Origin of the sequence: Microcoleus sp. Pol14D4, assembly GCF_036701245.1 — a bacterium.
Lineage (GTDB): Bacteria > Cyanobacteriota > Cyanobacteriia > Cyanobacteriales > Microcoleaceae > Microcoleus.
Map to the genome: position 1 here is coordinate 1 of NZ_JAUBQM010000032.1, position 17,687 is coordinate 17,687.

General features: G+C 45.0%; 10 protein-coding genes. 2 read left to right on the forward strand and 8 right to left on the reverse strand.

The annotated features are described in order from the left end of the window. Positions 1 to 113 precede the first annotated feature (113 nt). The 7 genes from QUA33_RS13660 to QUA33_RS13690 all read right to left on the reverse strand — a co-directional run bounded on the left by QUA33_RS13660 (position 114) and on the right by QUA33_RS13690 (position 8,638). Positions 114 to 1,547, reverse strand: coding sequence for a hypothetical protein (locus tag QUA33_RS13660; protein WP_333149036.1), 1,434 nt, complete (start codon positions 1,545 to 1,547; stop codon positions 114 to 116). Positions 1,548 to 1,795: 248 nt separating this feature from the next. Then, positions 1,796 to 3,412 carry a diguanylate cyclase domain-containing protein gene (locus QUA33_RS13665; protein ID WP_333149037.1) on the reverse strand — a complete coding sequence of 539 codons (1,617 nt, stop codon included), beginning with the start codon at positions 3,410 to 3,412 and terminating at the stop codon, positions 1,796 to 1,798. A gap of 5 nt (positions 3,413 to 3,417) precedes the next feature. Next, complete coding sequence (locus tag QUA33_RS13670) at positions 3,418 to 4,233, reverse strand: alpha/beta hydrolase (RefSeq protein ID WP_333149038.1); 816 nt, start codon at positions 4,231 to 4,233, stop codon at positions 3,418 to 3,420. Between the two features lie 600 nt (positions 4,234 to 4,833). Then, positions 4,834 to 5,061, reverse strand: coding sequence for a hypothetical protein (locus tag QUA33_RS13675; protein ID WP_333149039.1), 228 nt, complete (start codon positions 5,059 to 5,061; stop codon positions 4,834 to 4,836). Between the two features lie 234 nt (positions 5,062 to 5,295). Further along, positions 5,296 to 6,858 carry a circadian clock protein KaiC gene (gene kaiC, locus QUA33_RS13680; RefSeq protein ID WP_333068315.1) on the reverse strand — a complete coding sequence of 521 codons (1,563 nt, stop codon included), beginning with the start codon at positions 6,856 to 6,858 and terminating at the stop codon, positions 5,296 to 5,298. A 344-nt stretch (positions 6,859 to 7,202) separates the two neighbouring features. Beyond that, complete coding sequence (gene kaiB / locus QUA33_RS13685; protein WP_006632119.1) at positions 7,203 to 7,517, reverse strand: circadian clock protein KaiB; 315 nt, start codon at positions 7,515 to 7,517, stop codon at positions 7,203 to 7,205. Between the two features lie 188 nt (positions 7,518 to 7,705). Beyond that, the gene (locus QUA33_RS13690; protein WP_333149040.1) at positions 7,706 to 8,638 is read right to left on the reverse strand and encodes a circadian clock protein KaiA; all 933 of its coding nucleotides are present in this window, start codon (positions 8,636 to 8,638) and stop codon (positions 7,706 to 7,708) included. A gap of 396 nt (positions 8,639 to 9,034) precedes the next feature. Here QUA33_RS13690 and QUA33_RS13695 point away from each other — a divergent pair, with 396 nt between their 5' ends. Together QUA33_RS13695 and QUA33_RS13700 are read left to right on the forward strand one after the other, a co-directional pair. After that, on the forward strand, positions 9,035 to 12,271 hold the full coding sequence (locus QUA33_RS13695; RefSeq protein WP_333149041.1) for an ATP-binding protein: 3,237 nt from the start codon (positions 9,035 to 9,037) through the stop codon (positions 12,269 to 12,271). A gap of 360 nt (positions 12,272 to 12,631) precedes the next feature. Beyond that, the gene (locus QUA33_RS13700) at positions 12,632 to 13,504 is read left to right on the forward strand and encodes a tetratricopeptide repeat protein (protein WP_445243244.1); all 873 of its coding nucleotides are present in this window, start codon (positions 12,632 to 12,634) and stop codon (positions 13,502 to 13,504) included. Positions 13,505 to 13,660: 156 nt separating this feature from the next. Here the strand turns inward: QUA33_RS13700 and QUA33_RS13705 are convergent, their stop codons facing one another. Beyond that, positions 13,661 to 17,281, reverse strand: coding sequence for a WD40 domain-containing protein (locus tag QUA33_RS13705; protein WP_333149043.1), 3,621 nt, complete (start codon positions 17,279 to 17,281; stop codon positions 13,661 to 13,663). Positions 17,282 to 17,687 lie beyond the last annotated feature (406 nt).

Sequence of the window (17,687 nt, forward strand, 5' to 3'; positions counted from 1 at the left end):
TTAATTGGGTCAACAGGTAAAAGATGAGTAATTTTACTCATTGACAATAGTGCTTTTAGCTTAACTTGTGAGTAATGCTTGTCAACACAGAGACTGTAAAGTTTTGTTTCAAATTATTCGGCAAGCAACTCCATAACTTCGTGGGGTGTAATGCCGTAAATAGCAGCTAGCAGTTTGACATTTTTTACATCACTTCCCAACTGCTTAAGAACCTCAATTGCACTCCCTAAAGGAATAGCTTCCTTCGCAGACTGAGTTAATAAATCAATTGTTGTCTCAGTGTTAGCGCGACGCTTGTAAACAGTTTCATTCATCTGTGGTGAATGCCCCAAACTTTTAGCTCTTGTTTCCTGAGACATCCCAGCCATTTGACCGCTGAGATTAGCGAGATGGCGCAAAGCGTGGGTTTGGGTAAAACCTTTATTCCATCTTCTTAAAATATTTTGGGCGCGGTCACTATACAGTCCAGCAATTGTTTTTGGATTACTTGATAGTGTGCCAATTTCAGGCAATTTACCTGACTTAATTTCTAAACATTCTATCAAGTCAAGATGAGTAGGGGGAAGCATCGGCACACACAGTCGGTAACCAGTTTTAGTCGTCGTATCGAGTAATGTCCTATCACCCACTACAGCAATCATCTTTGTATTGCTTGGCTCAATCAGTGCCGGGATAATAACGCCATCCTTTGTTTTAAAAGGTTTGTCGATGTTCTGAATAGCAAACACTTCGTGAACTCGAAAGCCGTATACCATCTGCATCGAGAATACCCACAGCCACCGCTTGCGCGATTCCAGATGGTATCGCTTATCATCTGAGACACTGAGAACCTGAATGCGAAGCTTGAGAAAATCATCCACTGATAAAGTTTGAAGGTCTTCTCGAAATTCTGTCTGTGTACCGTCAATCTCTTTAAGTCTACCCAGCAATTCAGTATCGCCAATAGTCTCAGCTAGTTTTTTCATGGCACACAAGCAGTTCTTGAAGCATTTAGTTCCCTGCTTCTTAATGTGAACGACAGCCAAGATATCCGCTAAGTTTATAATCGCCTCCCGGGGCAACAGTTTAAAATATTGTCCGTAAACACATCCCCAAGAGCTTTGATGGCTAGCATTATTCCTGTCACGTTGTTGACGGCGTTTAGTACGTCCCTCCCAGTATTCTTTCTCTACTTTTGCTATCGCCTCACCAAACGTCATCAAATCATTTGTGATAACGTTTTTATCCAAAATAACATCATCATACCAGGCTAAAAATCGACTCTCGCTAGAGAAGGATTGCAAAGCGCTAGCAACTAGATGAGCTTTCCTCAGAGCATCAGTGATACCTTGCATCGTCAGGTAGCACCCACAAGTTTTGTTGACCCGCTTGTCACCTAACTTGAATTGCAGCGTTATGTAACCACCGCTGGCTTTCCTGTCTCTTTTTAGCCCTACCCCCTTGGGACATTCTTTCTGTGCTTGTTGGAAGTAGTCTAGAATCCGCTCGTAACCGACAAGGTAGTCTGCGGTGGTACTCGCTGTGACTGGATTTGATTTTTCGCTCATCTTTCGCTCCCTACTCTGATAGTGATGAGTTTGACTGATGCACTCAGCCTACAGCACGTCGCTCAGTGTTCGCTCAAATCAAAAACAAGACTTTCAGAGTGGGTGCAAAAAATGGCTAGAACGACGGAAATTCGTAATTCAAGAGCGAGGCTTTGATTCAAATCCCTCCGTGCTCACTTAAATTTATAAAATGACTGATTTTGAGAGACCGGGGACAAATTTTTGTCCTCGGTCTCAATTATTTTAATTTAAGCGTCAGTGTCAAAAATCGAATCGCCGCTGTAGTCGCAGGTCGCCGACTGATTGCGCCCCTGTTGCTTGGCACGGTACAGTGAACGATCGGCGATCGCAATCAAGTCAGCCGATGATAGTTCCGAAATCGGAATCAAGTTAGCGATACCCATACTAATAGTAACTACATCGCTCACATCAGAGGTTTTGTGAGGAATATGTAAAGCTTTAATAGCAGCGTGAATCCGTTGGGCCACCGAACTCGCTCCTTCAAGATCGGTATTAGGCAAAATGATGGCAAATTCTTCTCCGCCGTAACGCGCCACCAAATCCGCTGGACGGTACACCACCTCTTGTACAGTCTGAGCAAGTTTGAACAGACAACTATCCCCCATTTGATGACCGTAGCAATCATTATAACGTTTGAAATAATCCACATCAAACAACAAAAGAGAAATAGGTTTTTGTTCTCGGTATAGCCGCTGCCATTCATGCTCTAAGCGGTCATTAAAACAGCGGCGATTAGCAATTTGAGTCAACCCATCAATATTTACCACTTGTTCTAAGAGGTGAGTAGCGCGGGCTAGCTCTTCGTTAGAGAGTGCCAGTTGTTGATTAATTTCTCTCATGCGCGCTTGGGCCTGCTGCCTTTCTGCCAATTCCTTCTGCAACTTCTGAAAAATATCCGCTTGCTTAATGGCGATCGCTAACTGATTAGCAATCTGTTTAACAAGGTCAACTTCAAATTCTTCCCATTGCCGAGGAGCAGAACATTGATGAATACATAACAACCCCCACAAGTCTTGTCCATTGAGCAACGGCGCCACTAAATTAGCCCGAACCGGAAATTGTTTCCAAAGAGCGCGGTAACAGTGTTGAAGATCAATATTATTGATATTTTCAACTACCTTCATTCTTCCTTCTTGATATGAATTAGGATATTGTTCACCACCACACTGGTCGTTCAAGAGATTTTTGCTTGCCAATTTACATCCTTCGCCTACGGATTCTGAAACAAACTCACCATATCCAAAATTACTGTCAGGATCGAACTTAAATATGCCGACGCGCTCGGCATCAAGAAACAGGCGAATGTCCTGGGAAGCAATCTCAAAAATTGTAGACAAATCAAGAGATTGACGGATGTGTTGAGTAATTTCTTGAAGTAATATAGCCTTGTCGTACTGTTTCCGCAAAGCTATTTCCGCTTGCTTTTGGGCGAGAATAGCTGCCTCGGCAGCTTTTTTTGCTTTAAGAATTTCACCTTCGTATAGGATACGCTGGCGGATACAGATCAAGATGCAATCGTTGACAAAGTTTCCTCCCTGATTCCGACGCACAGCGTTGATCAGCATAGGTATATCACTACCCTGCTTCGACCTTAATGAGAAGTAAATTTCCTCTACTTTACCGTCGAGCTTCAACAGGGGGAAGAAATGGGTTTGAAAAAAAATCCGGCTCGCCATTGGCAGAATGGAGTCCATTTTCCGTTCCCGCAGTTCATCGGTTTCGTATCCGAGTAATTGCAGTAATGTGGCGTTGACCATTACGATCGTACCATCGTCAGCAAACGAGATGAATCCACAGGGTGACGTGTTGAGTAGCTCGTCTATCTGGTAGGTCATGTTTGCCATACAAATCAAGTAGTATGAGGTACACTCAAATACTCCTTAATCATCTCGATCGTTTCTTGTGGATGACTCAGGTGGGGGCAATGTCCCGTAGCTTTCATCAGCCGTAGCGCACTTTTAGGTAGGTGGCGCTGAAGGTAATGCCCTACTTCGGTGGGAGCAATCACGTCATCAGCGCATTGCAATATCAGTGAAGGTACTGATACCTTGGGTAAATCACTGCGATTGTCAGAGTAAAAAGTTACCTCGGCAAAGCGACTTGCAATCACCGGATCCGTGGAGCAAAAACTTGTCTCAAGTTCCTCACTTAACTCAGGACGCTCCTGATTCTGCATCACCATTGGCGCCAGAAAACTTGCCCAACCAATGTAATTTTTCTCCATAATATCGAGGAGATCCTCAATATCTGTGCGCTCAAACCCTCCGTAATAATTTGGTAAATCATTGATGTAGCAAGGTGAAGGCCCTAGGAGAATCAGGCGATTAAAGTAATTAGGAGCTTTAATTGAGGACAGAAGGCCGATCATACTGCTGACAGAATGACCGACAAAAATCACATCCGTCAACGCTAATTCTTCACAGATATCGAGGACATCCTGAACATAGCCATGGAGGTCGCTGTACCGTTCATAACTGTAGGCACTAATATCAGACTGTCCCGAACCTACATAATCAAATAGGATAATTTTGTAGTCTTTCTCAAAAGCCGGTGTTACGAAACGCCACATATTTTGATCGCACCCAAATCCATGAGCAAACATCATCGTCTGGGTGCCTTGCCCAAACAGTTTTATATTATTCCGTAAGAAAATTTTTTTAGTCATTTGAGCGACACGAGCATTAAATTAATTATAAGACTTTTGCGTACTTTAATGAAGGAGGATTGCTGATTCCACATAGTGGTAGACAACAATTCAGGATGTCGGATTAATTGAGTGGCAACCTCAGCAATAGTCGGCTGCCTCAACATATAATGCTGCCCAATTTCCTAGGCACTCGCTTGTAACTATTCCTATTTCGGTGGGGTTTCAATTCCTTCGGCAATTGTGCTCACATTTAAGCCATGTGTGATTACAACTATGGGTTGGGCAATTCCGCGATCGATCGCTCCCAACGCTGGCTAAATCGCGGACAAGTGAGGGATCAATTTTGAGCGACTTGACCGGAAAATTTTTCAGATTGTTAAAAACAGCATAGCCAGGCACAAAATAATCGACATAAATCCCAATACCACGCTTTGATCATTTGCTCAAAACATGGTATATAATGTCAACATTAAGCCTCATTACCGTTCCCGTAATCTCTAGCTATAGATATTTTGGCTTCGTATCGGTGCGCTCAAGGATGCGATCGCTCTTAGCGATTAAAGTCGGTTGGCTGACTTGACGTGCCGACAGATTCACCGCGATATTAGGCAGAATTAGTCATGCTGCTAGCCACTGCTGATATTGCCAGCAAGCTTGCTCTAAAATCCATTTGCCCCATAGCCAAATCAATCCAGTTTTTTCGGCGATCGCAATACATCCATGGCGATGAATCCAACCTAGTTCAGAAGAACACCCTCCTACTATAACTTTAACACCAGCAAGGCTACCTGTTTGCCAATCGAGCTGAGGTCGATCGTACAGCAAGTATTGCCTTTCCAAGCACAATTCAAGAGATTTGCGATCGCCAGGGTATTAGATTTGGGCGAAGGTATTGTTGGTGTGTAAAAACTATAGGTATTGGGTACGAGAGGCAATAAAAGCTCCTATTTCAGCAATTAAAAACCTCCAAAACATTGTCGCGGTTGCTATAAATGTTCACAAACTCCTCAAATTAAAAGTAGGTTGGGTTTCCTAGCTCAATCCAACCTACTTTTAACAACGATGAATTACTGCTAACTCTCAAATATCCTCATCGTCTTGACCTTGCACGCCCTGGAGAATCCGCGATAGCTCACTCTTCTCATTAATCGTAATCCGAGTCGGAGAACCGCTGATAATCCGTTCGTAACCACGGAACGAATCTTTAATTTGTGGGCCTCTTTCAGTAATTGTGTATTCCCGAATTCCTTTGTCGTGCCACGAACCGCGCATCTTAAACACATTAATTGCCCGCGACATTTCTCCTCGAATCTCTACATACTGCAGCATAATAATCGTGTCAGTAATCGTAGAAATATGGGAGTCCGTAATCGAATTAGAACCCATAAACTGGTCGCTTGTATTCGTAAAAAAGCCGGTTATTTCTTCCTGCTTCGCAAAACCTGTCACTCCGATCACAAATTGCCTGAAAGCATTATTGCTAACACCTCTAGCTAAGGCCGACAGCGAGTCTATAGCAATTCGAGAAGGTTTGAACTCCGCAATTTCTGATTTAATAGTCTGCAAGTGGTCTTCCAAACCGGCAGATTCCGGGTAAGTACACAGCAGCTTCAGCATTCCTTTCTGTTCCATTTCCTCAAAATCAATGCCCCAAGAATAAGCATTGCGGAACAACTGAGCCCGCGACTCTTCATAGGCAAACAGCAGCGCCCGATTGCCGTTCATACAAGCATTCTGCAAGAACTTGCTCACTAAGAGCGTTTTGCCGGTTCCCGTTGCACCCGTAGCCAAAATAATCGAGTCTTTGAAGAAGCCGCCGCCGCACATCTCGTCGAGAGTTTTATCGCCCGAAGAAACCCGCACGTTGGAAGACTTTTGAGTTAATCGCATCGCCCCCAATGGGAAAATATTAATTCCGTCATTAGTCATAGTAAAAGGATATTCGCCCTTCATATGAGTTGTACCCCGCAACTTCAAAATTTCGATGGTGCGACGGCGGCGTTCTCCTTCCAATACGTTGCGAACAATCACCACATTATCCGACACAAACTCTTCCACTCCAAACCGAGCTACCGGGCCGTATTCTTCCACCCGTTCCGTCGTCATAACTGTAGTTGCTCCGACTTGTTTGAGGCGCGCAACTAAGCGAAAAATTTCTCGGCGCACCACCGATGCAGCATCGTACTGCTGAAATACGGCGGTAACAGAATCTATTGAAACTCGCTTGGCTTTGTACTTGCGAATGGCGTACTGAATTCGCTCGATTAAGGCTGATAAATCAAAATTTCCTACGATATCTTGACCTTCTGGATCGGGGGAAGCATCCAAAATAAATAGCTTGCCTTCCTCGATTAACTGTGCCAGATCCCAACCGAAACTGCAAGCATTTTTAATAATATCTGTCGGAGATTCTTCAAAAGTTACGAAAACTCCTGCTTCGTCAAAATGGGTAATTCCATTATAGAGAAATTGTACGGCAAATAAAGTTTTTCCCGTTCCTGATGTGCCGCTGACTAGGGTGGTTCGGCCGAGCGGCATTCCGCCGTGACTGATGTCATCAAAACCCTCAATCATCGTGCGAATTTTTTCAACTCCTGCCGTTACCAATCCTTCTCGTTTAACCGTTTGACTAATTTCATTCATGTCGATTTTTGTCAACTCTCAGTATTCTTTAGTTGTCACTCATTAACCGCCGATCATGAGTCTTTGTACCCAGCTTTTAGTTTTGGCTCTTGCTCAATAACTAATTACTGCTGACTGCTGACTAATGACCCCGCCCAAAAACCGATACCGTGCCACGTACTCCTGTCGTGGAAAGATAAAAATTTTAGACTTGTGTTCAACCTCCCAGATTCATCTGTTGACTAAATCTAAAATCTAAAATCGTTCGACTGAGCACGACTCGACGCTTCGACTGAGCGCTCGCCGAACGTTTCACGCCAACCGAAGTCTTAAATCTAAAATCGACTTACTCTCACCTGATTATCTTATGAATTCAGGTCTTCTTCGCGAAGTTCTTCATAGAGCAAATCTAATCCTATCAGAACTTTCTCACGATCGGACAAATCGCCAATAATTTTTCGCACCGGTGGTGGCAGGATTTTGGCCAGCGTCGGGGTTGCCAATATTTTGTCCTCTTCTGCTAGCTGAGGATTTTTGAGAACATCTATGACTTTCAGCGCGTAGACGCCTTGAAATTCTTGTTCTAGGATGTCCTTTAGGGTTTTCAAAGCTCGCACTGAGTTGGGAGTATTCCCCGCAACGTACAGCTTGAGAACGTAGGTTTTCTTCAGAGGACTCATGAACTTTTTTAAATGTTGAGTATTAGTTGTCAGATGTTAGTTGTAGTTGTTATTTGTCTTAAATCCGCTGTTCTTTGTTATTTTATAATAATTTCCGCCTCGCCCTCGCGCGACCGTTTGTCGGCTCCTTTCTTTTTTATTAGATTCTACCTTCTACCTTTTCTTTCTTAAATTATGCCGAATCCCTTCTACCTTCTACCTTGAGAGGTCTCTTTCGGAATCGATCGCCGATACATCTCGCACATATGAGCGATCGCGTCAATCAGGGTCAAACGGTAATCCAGCAATATTTCCTCGCTGCGCCCTTCTATTTTTAGCTGTTTAGCAAACTCGTCCATCAATTCCATGTGAATTTCTACAATTTGAGTCACGGGAACGTCAGCAAAAAAAGCCAAATTCACAAATTCATCTATTTGATTGTTGACCGCAGCATCTTGAGAAAAATAATTCAGAACGATGTCGCGATAACTTGACTTGAGTTGCTCCAAAAACTTTTGCTTCTCTGGTACCGACAGATTTCTCAAAAAAATCTGGGAATTTCTTTTATAATACACACCTAAGTATCCTAATCGCTCCCGTAATTTTTCCGCCAGCCGTCGCTGCTGTCGGCTTAGCAAACTTTGAGCCGTCAATTGGGCTGTCGCATCGACCGTTACGGATTGGTAATTGACAGGAACCGGAGTTGAAAGCTTCAGAAATTGTGCGATCGCCCGATCGATACCGGCAGCTATTTCGCTCGATCGAGCGATTGCCAGTTGCACCTCAGCAGGGTGATAAAAAAAAGCACAGCTTTCGTCTAGACTCTTGTTGGGGGTACTGGCTGCGGCCTCAAAACCCTCTGAATATGGTGCTTCTGGCCTGCAATCTTGCGGGTGAGGCGAAAAAATCACAGCAGGCAAAAAGATCGATCGTTCTTGCAGCTTGCCTAGAAGCGATCGCAGATCCCCATCCACCTCCAAAACCAAACAATCAAGGTGATAATTGTGCTTGAGGAACCCCAAAAGCTCCACTGCCGACTTAATGTGCGTTAAAGCATAGCGTTCGCCTCTCAAAAGCTCGATCGCAGAGGCTGCGATTTCCTCAGAGCGGACAAAAATACCGATAGACAGTTGAGGAAGCAAAGCTGTAGGTGCACCACCTAAGTTGCCTGAAAGTGCTGGCTCGCTCAGAGTTGATATCTCCTTTACAAAAAACTTAACATTTTAACAATCATCTCAATATTTATTTTAACCAATCTTAACCGCAAAATAAGTGATGCGCTTCTACCAAAGGAAGAATCAAAGTGTACTCTGTGGTTTTTGTGTCAAGCACCCTGAGCGTGATTTCTGCAATTAAGCTTAAGCCTTAAAATAATTGCTAGTCGCCTCAAATCAGGCGTAGGCATCCAACTCCCCGGTCTCGGTGCAGATATCGAGCCTGATAGCGAACTGATATAAAACTAATAAGATACAGAAATTCGCAGCTACATTGAGCATCAAAAATATTACTGCTCTCGCGAGCAGACTCTCAGGTTTGTTATGCCACTCACCACCCCCAGTCTCAAAAATTTTATCGAGCCAGTGCCGCTGTGCCACCAAACGGCTGCGCTAGAATCGCTGCAGTCAATTTTCAGCTCCTGCAACTGCGATCGAGTCGCAGTAGTCAACGAACAGCTACAGCCGCTGGGATTAGTGTACCTCCGCACCCTTTGGGCTTGGGGAGCCGATCGCACAAACGACGGGCAGCAACCTTTGTCAGAAAGCCCGATCGCGATCGAACCAGTCATGGCATTACCCGCCGCTATGAGCGTCAGGGAATTCTGGCAGTACCTGCAAACAGAGGAACAAAACACCCCAGCCGGGCCAAACCGCCAAACCGTCGGCATTTCCTCAAACACTCCGATCGCCCTCACAGATGCCAGCGGTCAATTTTTAGGAATGCTAGACAGCCTGAGCCTGCTGCAATTCGCCGCACTCAACAGCAGCTCGCTCTGCAGCCTCACAGAGCCGGCAACAGCCGTCAAAGAAATCGAATTAAAAAAACCAATTTCCGAAGCAATCGCCACGGTCCTAGACGCTCAAGTGCGCTTTCTAGAAGCAGGATTGAAACCTTCGGAAAACCTGAACTCCCTAGTCGAACTACTGGAAAAACTGCCCCTGCCCCTAAGATTGCAAACCCCCACCGCACAAATAGTCAGCCAAAACGCAGCGTGGCGGATTTTGCTGGGAGCAGGCCCAGAACCAGTTCCAGAACCAGCAGCAAATTTGGGTAAACACTCGCCCCGCAAACCAAGCCATTTAACAAGCGAATACAAGAGCGTGGAGTTAGAGGGCATCACCAAAGAATGCAGGAGCCTAGTAGGAGCAAGTAGATCGAGCGAGCGCGATTCAACAGCAGCCACCAGTTGCCCGCTGCCCCTGTACGCTGCCGCCTCCCCCTCAACATTAACCGCTCCAGCTTGGTGCCCCACCGCCGGCAAACCAGACACCTACATTTGCGAGTGCCCCGTACAAAAAGGTCAAGAACGGATCTGGCAATTTGTCAAACAGCCGCTCTCAGACAAGCTAATTTTAGTAATGGGCCAAGATGTTACCGAAGAACATTTAGTCGCCAAAGAACTAGCAGCGAAAAACGCAGATTTAATCCACCTCAACCGACTAAAAGACGAATTTTTATCCTGCATCAGCCACGAACTAAAAACCCCGCTCACCGCCGTGCTAGGTTTGTCAAGCCTCCTCAAAGATAAATTGATCGGAGAACTCAACGACCGCCAAACACGCTACGCCAAACTAATCCATAAAAGCGGGCGGCATTTGATGACAATAGTTAACGATATATTAGACTTGACCCGGATGGAAACCGGGCAGCTAGAACTAATTCCCGAACCAGTCGAAATAGCATCAACCTGCCAAAGAGCCTTTGAACAAGCAAAACAACTGCAACAGCAAGAAGAAAAAAACCCTCCCGCCCCGAGCAAAACTGACGGTACAGCAAACGGAGAACCATCCGCCCAAATAGAGTTTACACTCGAAATAGAACCGGGACTGAGCCACTTAATTGCTGACGAACTGCGGCTGCGGCAAATGTTGGTTAATCTCCTTTCCAATGCCCTAAAATTCACCGAGATCGGCGGCAAAATCGGATTGAAAGTAAATGTTTGGGAAGGCTGGATCGCATTCACAGTTTCGGACACGGGCATCGGCATCCCCGCCGAGAAACAGCACCTAATCTTTCAGAAATTCCAACAGCTTGAAAGCCCCCTCACCAGGCGCTTTCAAGGAACCGGACTGGGACTGGTACTGACTCAACGCCTAGCTCGGCTCCACGGCGGGGACGTTTCGTTTATTTCCTCAGAAAACCAAGGCTCTCAATTTACCCTGTTGCTGCCACCAAATCCTCCGGGAAATAGCAGCGAAGAAGTCCCGGTACCTGGAGCCGCCGAGGCAGAATTATTAAAACCCCAATATCCGACTCCGATCGCCAATTCTCGCTCTCGTTTAGTATTAATAGTCGAAGCAGTTCCCAAATATATCGAAGATTTAACCAACGTCATCTCAGGTTTGGGCTACCAAGTAATAGTCGCCCGTTCCGGCACCGAAGCGCTGGAAAAAGCTCGCAGGTTCAGTCCAGAAGCGATTTTCCTCAACCCGCTGCTGCCGCTGCTGTCGGGTTGGGACGTGCTGACGCTGCTCAAGAGTGACCCGGATACCCGATCGATTCCGGCGATCGTCACGGCCACCAGAGGCGAAAAAGAACGGGCCAGTGTCAACAGAGCCGAAGGCTTTTTGAGCTTGCCGGTGGAAGAACCCGCTTTGCGGCGGCTGCTGGCAGACTTGATCGGTCACAGTAATGCTAGTAGCCCCAAAGTAAGGAGTTCTTTAACCGTGTTGTGGCTCAGCCCGCAAAACGGTTCCTCTCAAGGTTCCGCTTTACTGCTCAACCCCAACTACTGTCGGGTTTTAGAAGCAGACGACCTCGGCCAAGCAGAACTCGTGGCCAGAATTTGGCGCCCCGACGCGATCGTCTTGGACGGTACAAGTGCACTGCAAAACCCCTTAGCTTTTATCGAACAGTTAAGTCGGTCTAGAAATTTGGGTTCTCTCCCCTTGGTGACTTTAGACCCCCCAACTACGCAACTGGCAAATCAAGTCAAAGGATTGTCGGTATTTCCCTGTTTAGCAACTAGCAGTCCCGACGACAGTGAAACTTCACCAACCGGGTTAATGCCAAGTGCTTTGTGGCAAGTGATTCAAGTTGCTGCAGGCATGAGTTGGAAGCCCAGCATTTTATTTGCTGACATTTCGACTTTACCCGATTTGCACTCCTCTTCTGGGGGAAACCCGACGGAAGAATTGGAACATTGCGATCGATCGACAAATGCCGAGATTCCCCTCCCCAATTCCCAGTTTTCTACTCCTAACTTTCAAGCTTTGATTCAGTACATCCACACAGCAGGATTTCGAGGGTCGATCGCTTCCTGCTGGACAGAAGTTTTGCAGCAGTTGCAATATCAAAGCGTTGACTTAGTTTTGCTGTGTTTGCGAGATGCCCCCTCAGAATCCCCCGCTATGTTGCAGGCGCTATCGAACCTGCGCCAAATGGCAGTAAAACTGCCGATTTTAGTCTGGGATTATCGATCTGCTGTAAATTCGGAATCCGAGGCGATCGACTTTCTACTGCAAGAAGTATCTGCTAAAATTTTGCCTTCTTCCTTATCAGCAGCACAATTGTTAGACAAAATTCAACAGAGTTTATTAACGCATTCAAGTTCCTGAAACTAAACAATTTACCAGGTTTGTAGAGAGGAATCAACTCGCTTATTAACTATAAAAAAAATCAAGTATTATTTATGAGAGGAAACAAAATTCGGTAACTCTTTAACTGTCAACCGCGAAGCGTTATTTGTTAACTCAATCAAGTTTATAATAACTCATAATTTTGCTTGTTTGTAGTGAGGCGATCGGTGCTCTATAAAACAGTGAATAAAAACGACTACCCTGAGTGTAAATATAATTTGAGAAGTATTTAAATGAAAACCCAGAAGTGTGGCGAGTCAAGAAGCAATATCAAAACTCAAAAATATGAGTTATTATAGGCGATCGAGAAACCCTTATATTTTTTTCTGGGGCTGTACAGTGCCTAATCGCATTCCTTTAATATCTCTGCTACTCGCACTCGGTTTGTGGACAATGCCCGAGCCTGCTGCCTGTCAGGCACTCCTGCCTTACACCCTGCAAATCGACTCGGCCCAACTTGAACAAACAGCCTTGAGCCTTGCAGAAGAAGCCGTCCAGCTAGCCAGGCTGCAGCAGTACCAACTCGCCGTACCTAGAGCCGAACTCGCCACACAGTTAGCCCCCAAAAATGCTCAAACTTGGACTTTGTTAGGCAGCTTGTACCTTCAAGTCGAGCAGCTTGACAAAGGCATTGAAGCTTTGGGGCAAGCTCAATCTCTGTCACCAGAAAATCCATCAATTAAATTTGTCTTGGGAGAAGCTCACTTTCGGAAAGCGAACTACGAGAAAGCAGTCGAATATTTGCAAGCAGGGTTAAAGTTAAAACCAGACACTCCAGGTGCATTATTTGATTTAGGCAATGCTTTTTACAAGCTGAAGCGGTTCGATCAGGCGATCGCCCAATATGAAAAAGCCTTTGCTTTAGAAAAAAACCTGTGGCCGGCTATTAACAATATCGGATTAGTCAAATACGAAATGGGAGATGTTGATAGCGCCATCAAACGCTGGGAACAGGCGATCGCGATCGACAACAAAGCAGCAGAATCAATGCTAGCTCTAGCAGTGGCACTCTACGGCAAAGGTGACAAAGAAAAAGGCTTAGCGATGGGAGAAGCAGCTCTGAAACTCGACAAACGCTATGCTACCGTAGAATATCTCAAAGAAAACCTCTGGGGCGATCGTTTAATCGCAGATACGCAAAAGTTGCTAGCAACTCCTGAAATGAAAGCAGCACTGGCTAAAATTCAAGACGCCCCACCGCCTCAAATGTAGTCGCCCGATCGCAAATCCGGGTGTAATATCATGACTAACCCTCCGTCATTGCGAGGAAGGAAGCAATCGCTTAGTCTCTGCGATCGCTTCCTTCCTCGCAATGACAAATAATACAAAAAAAAGGGGTAGTAAACCCGGATTGGGTATAAGTCGCGATCAACTTACTTCAACTGCCCCCAGTGTTTTGAGCGTCGCAATAGTCGCCTCAGTTAAACCTTTAACACCTGTAATATTCATTCCTTCATAAGGTTTGGGAACAGGCAAGGTTTTGATACACTCACCCGTTACTGCATCCCAAAGCTTAATCGTCTCATCTTGGCTGGCACTGGCTAGAATTTGACCATCTGGACTAACAGCAACCGACCACACCCAATTGTCGTGTCCCCGCAGAACTTGCAAGCACTCATTCGTGCTAACATCCCACACTCGTACAGTTTGGTCATGACCGCCACTCGCCAAGTGTGTACCATCATGACTGAACATTACAGATGACACAATACCGTCATGTCCCTCTAGGGCAGTCAAAAATTGTCCGGTATTGATATCCCAAAACTTGATGCTACCGTCACTGTTGCTGCTTGCCAAAATATTACTGTCAGGAGTAAAGGCAACAGACCAAACCCAACCGCTATTTCCCATCAAAGTGCTTAAGACTTTCCCTGTACTGACATCCCATAACTTCACCGTCTTATCGGTACTCGCAGAAGCCAGGATATCACCTGAAGGACTAAAAGCAATTCCCATCACCCAACTCTCATGTTCAGTAAAAGTATAAAGACATTGCCCTGTGCTCATCTCCCATAGTTTGATAGTCTGGTCCTCACTGAAACTTGCCAATGTCTTACCGTCGGGACTGATGGCAACTCCCCAAACCCAAGCAGAATGACCCTCTAAACTTTTTAGACATTCACCGATCGCAGTATCCCATAACTTGACACGAGTGTCAGAGAATCCACTCGCCAGCAAGTCTCCATTGGGACTGAAGGCAATGGATTTCAATCGATTAGTATGTCCATCCTGTATACTTTTAAAACACTTCCCGGTTTTGACATTCCATAATCTCACGGCGCGATCGCTACTAGCTAAAGTTTGGTCATCGGGCGAGAAAACTACTGAATTTACTGGATTGCTTTGCCCCAATACTGTTTTCAGACAATGACCTGTTTTAACATCCCACAGTCTCACCGTACAGTCTTCACCAGTGCTAGCTAAAGTTTTGCCATCAGGATTAAACGCGACGGCTGAAACCCGACTGGTGTGTTTTTGCAGCGTTTTTAGACACTCACCCGATGCCACCTCCCACAATCTCACGGTGCTGTCTTCGCTGCAACTTGCTAAAATCTGACCATCTGGACTAAAGGCAACCGACACCACTATTCGTGAGTGTCCAGAGCAAATCCTAACGAGTTCACCCGTGTTAATATCCCAAAGGTCGATCGCAGAACCATTACCACCACTGGCTACAGTTTTACCATCAGGACTCAAAGCAACCGATCGAATTTGACGACAGTCACTCTCAAACATTTTCAGGAATTGTCCCGTAGCAACATCCCACAGTTTAAGTATTCCGTCATCACCGCCACTAGCTAAAATATTACCTTGAGGACTGAATGCGATCCACCAAGCCTGACTTTTGTGTGCTGGCAAAGTTAGCAAGCATCGTCCATTACTCCAATCCCAAAAACGCACAGTCCCATCACTGATGCCACTAGCAAGCATCTTGCCATCTGGACTGAAAGCAACTCCCAGCACACTGCTATGATTTCCCTGCAATATTTGACGGATAGACCAACTGCTAACATCCCAGCAACGAATCGTCCCGTTACTACCGCCAGTAGCAAGAGTTTTCCCATCCGGACTAAAAGCAGCGGATAACACGATGCAGCCGTATTCTTTGCTAGTTCTCAGCAGCCTAGCTTCTGGCATTTGCCACAAGTGAATCTCACCATTCGTATCGCCCAAAGCTAAAAGTTTTCCATCCGGGCTAAAAGCTACTGACAAACCACTGCCCAAAACTTCGGCGAAAACGCAATTAGCTAAATTAGCACCAGCAAAGTTGACCTGATGCAAATTCGTATCGGGTAAATAAGCTTGCCAAACCGTCAAATTAGAAAAATCCCAACCGCTTAAATCTGGCTGCATCTGACGCAATAGATTAATAATATTACCCGCAGCATAGCCAGTTTCTAGTGTTGGTTTATCGCGCAGTGATGCCAGAATTGGTTTGAGTTGGTTTTCGAGAAGTTGCTGGCGTTCAAAAGTAAAAAGCAGTCGATAGGCAATAGGTTTAAGGATAAGACGAGCTTGCGTATCTCTAAGGTATTCTTTAGCTGTAGCTTTGAGAAGAGCCAGGCTTCTGAGAAGGTCAATTTCGCTGCTGGTTATCTCAGTGCAGACTTTTTCGATTAATCGTTCCGTCATGTATTCCATGACTACGGGTTGTTGAGTGTAGCCGTCTGAGGTTTTTTCGATGAGAGAACGTCTAACGAGAGAACCTAAAACCTCTAGTAATTCTTTGACAGTTAATTTTGAAACTAAATCTTGTTGTAACTCTCCCAGCGAGACTGGCTCCCGATCGATCGCCAGCCAGTACATCACCTTTTTTTCTACATCTGATAAACGATTAAATTGTCGGTCTAATAGGTTCCGAATATCATCAAATACTAAAGTTTCTTGATTTAAAAGTTCTAAAAATCTGGTCAGGCTACTCTCAAAAAAATCATGGATGGCTGGAGCAACCATTTTTAAGGCTAACGGATTTCCAGCATAGTGGGATCTCAAAATATCCCATTCGCAGTCTGATCCTTGAAAAAAAGCAATACCTTGGACAATTTCCTGTACTTCTGGGGTTGTTAAACCTGTCAGTTGTAATGAACGAACTGGCAAATTTTTACCTTCTTTAGCGGCCAAACCGATCGGTTTTTCTCGACTGGTTAGTAGCAGGGTACTTTTATGGTTGATTTCGGCTACGGAGCGCAGAAGTTGACCGTATCCTTCATATCCCTGTCGATAACAACCCGTGCGTTCTTCTTCCTGTAGAATTGACTCCACGTTATCTAATATTAAAAGACACCGATGCTGTCGCAGATAGTGCATCAGGCGCGAGATTCCAGCATCCACAGTTTCCGGTAAATTCGTTTCCTGTTGGTTCGAGAGAAATTGAATCAGTTCTGCTAACAAGTCTAGTATTAATGGAGCATTGCGGAGACTGTGCCAGATAATATAATCAAATTGTTCTTGGATGCGTTCTGCTAACTTGATAGAGAGAGAGGTTTTGCCAATGCCACCCATCCCCAACAGCGTCACTAGGCGGCAGCGAGCGACGATCAGCCACTGTTCTAATAAAGCTAATTCCTCTGCACGTCCGTAGAAAATAGAAACATCAATTGCCTCTCCCCAATTAATCGATTTGTTGACTTTTGTTAAGTCAGTTGTAACTCGATCGGCGATCGTACCACTGCGATCGATTTGTTTGTTTATCTTGTGACTAATTTGGCTATGTGGTAGTGGGACGGTTACTTGCGCCTGTTGCGCTTTCCGTCGCATAACTGACTGAACATTACTCTTGGTGACTTTTTCTCCGAATACCCGACTGAGAACTTGCCATAACTGAAAGCCAACAAACTTAATATATTCGGCATCATAACCAGCGCTTTTGGCAATCTCTGGATAAGAGCGTCCTTCCCAAGTCTGCCGCAATACCAGTATGTGAACATCGTTGAGATGCTCTTGTTTGAGAACTGAGTCGAGGAAAAGCAGTGCTTCTTCAATAGTCATTTATCTAAAATTATCCGGTTTGTTAACGCAAGGATCGTGATTCCTGTACACAATTGCAGGCGTTTAGGCAATTATACTTAAAAAGTCAGTATAGTTTGCAGCTACGATATAACTATTTATAACTTTTACTCACAGACGCGATCGGCGCATCGGTGTTATTACTGAACAAAATAGATTTAACCCGTCAAGTTCACACTTAAGAGTAATAGCTATCAAAAGCGTGCATATCTAATGCAGTTTCGTTATCAGGTAGTAATGGGTATTGCAAGAGCTGCTTAATTTTATTGCAATGCTTAAAAATTTACTTTTTGAAATTCAGACAAGGATAAGTCAACTAAAATTACCCATTCAACCTAGATAAATCAGAGGGTCTATACCGTGAGCGAATTAATTAATTACAACGCTA

What these genes read in the sequence shown, in the direction of transcription:
- QUA33_RS13660 (WP_333149036.1), bottom strand. Translation starts at nt 1,547, where the DNA reads ATGAGCGAAAAATCAAATCCAGTCACAGCGAGTACCACCGCAGACTAC.
- QUA33_RS13665 (WP_333149037.1), bottom strand. Translation starts at nt 3,412, where the DNA reads ATGGCAAACATGACCTACCAGATAGACGAGCTACTCAACACGTCACCC.
- QUA33_RS13670 (WP_333149038.1), bottom strand. Translation starts at nt 4,233, where the DNA reads ATGACTAAAAAAATTTTCTTACGGAATAATATAAAACTGTTTGGGCAA.
- kaiC (WP_333068315.1), bottom strand. Translation starts at nt 6,858, where the DNA reads ATGAATGAAATTAGTCAAACGGTTAAACGAGAAGGATTGGTAACGGCA.
- kaiB (WP_006632119.1), bottom strand. Translation starts at nt 7,517, where the DNA reads ATGAGTCCTCTGAAGAAAACCTACGTTCTCAAGCTGTACGTTGCGGGG.
- QUA33_RS13695 (WP_333149041.1), top strand. Translation starts at nt 9,035, where the DNA reads ATGCCACTCACCACCCCCAGTCTCAAAAATTTTATCGAGCCAGTGCCG.
- QUA33_RS13705 (WP_333149043.1), bottom strand. Translation starts at nt 17,281, where the DNA reads ATGACTATTGAAGAAGCACTGCTTTTCCTCGACTCAGTTCTCAAACAA.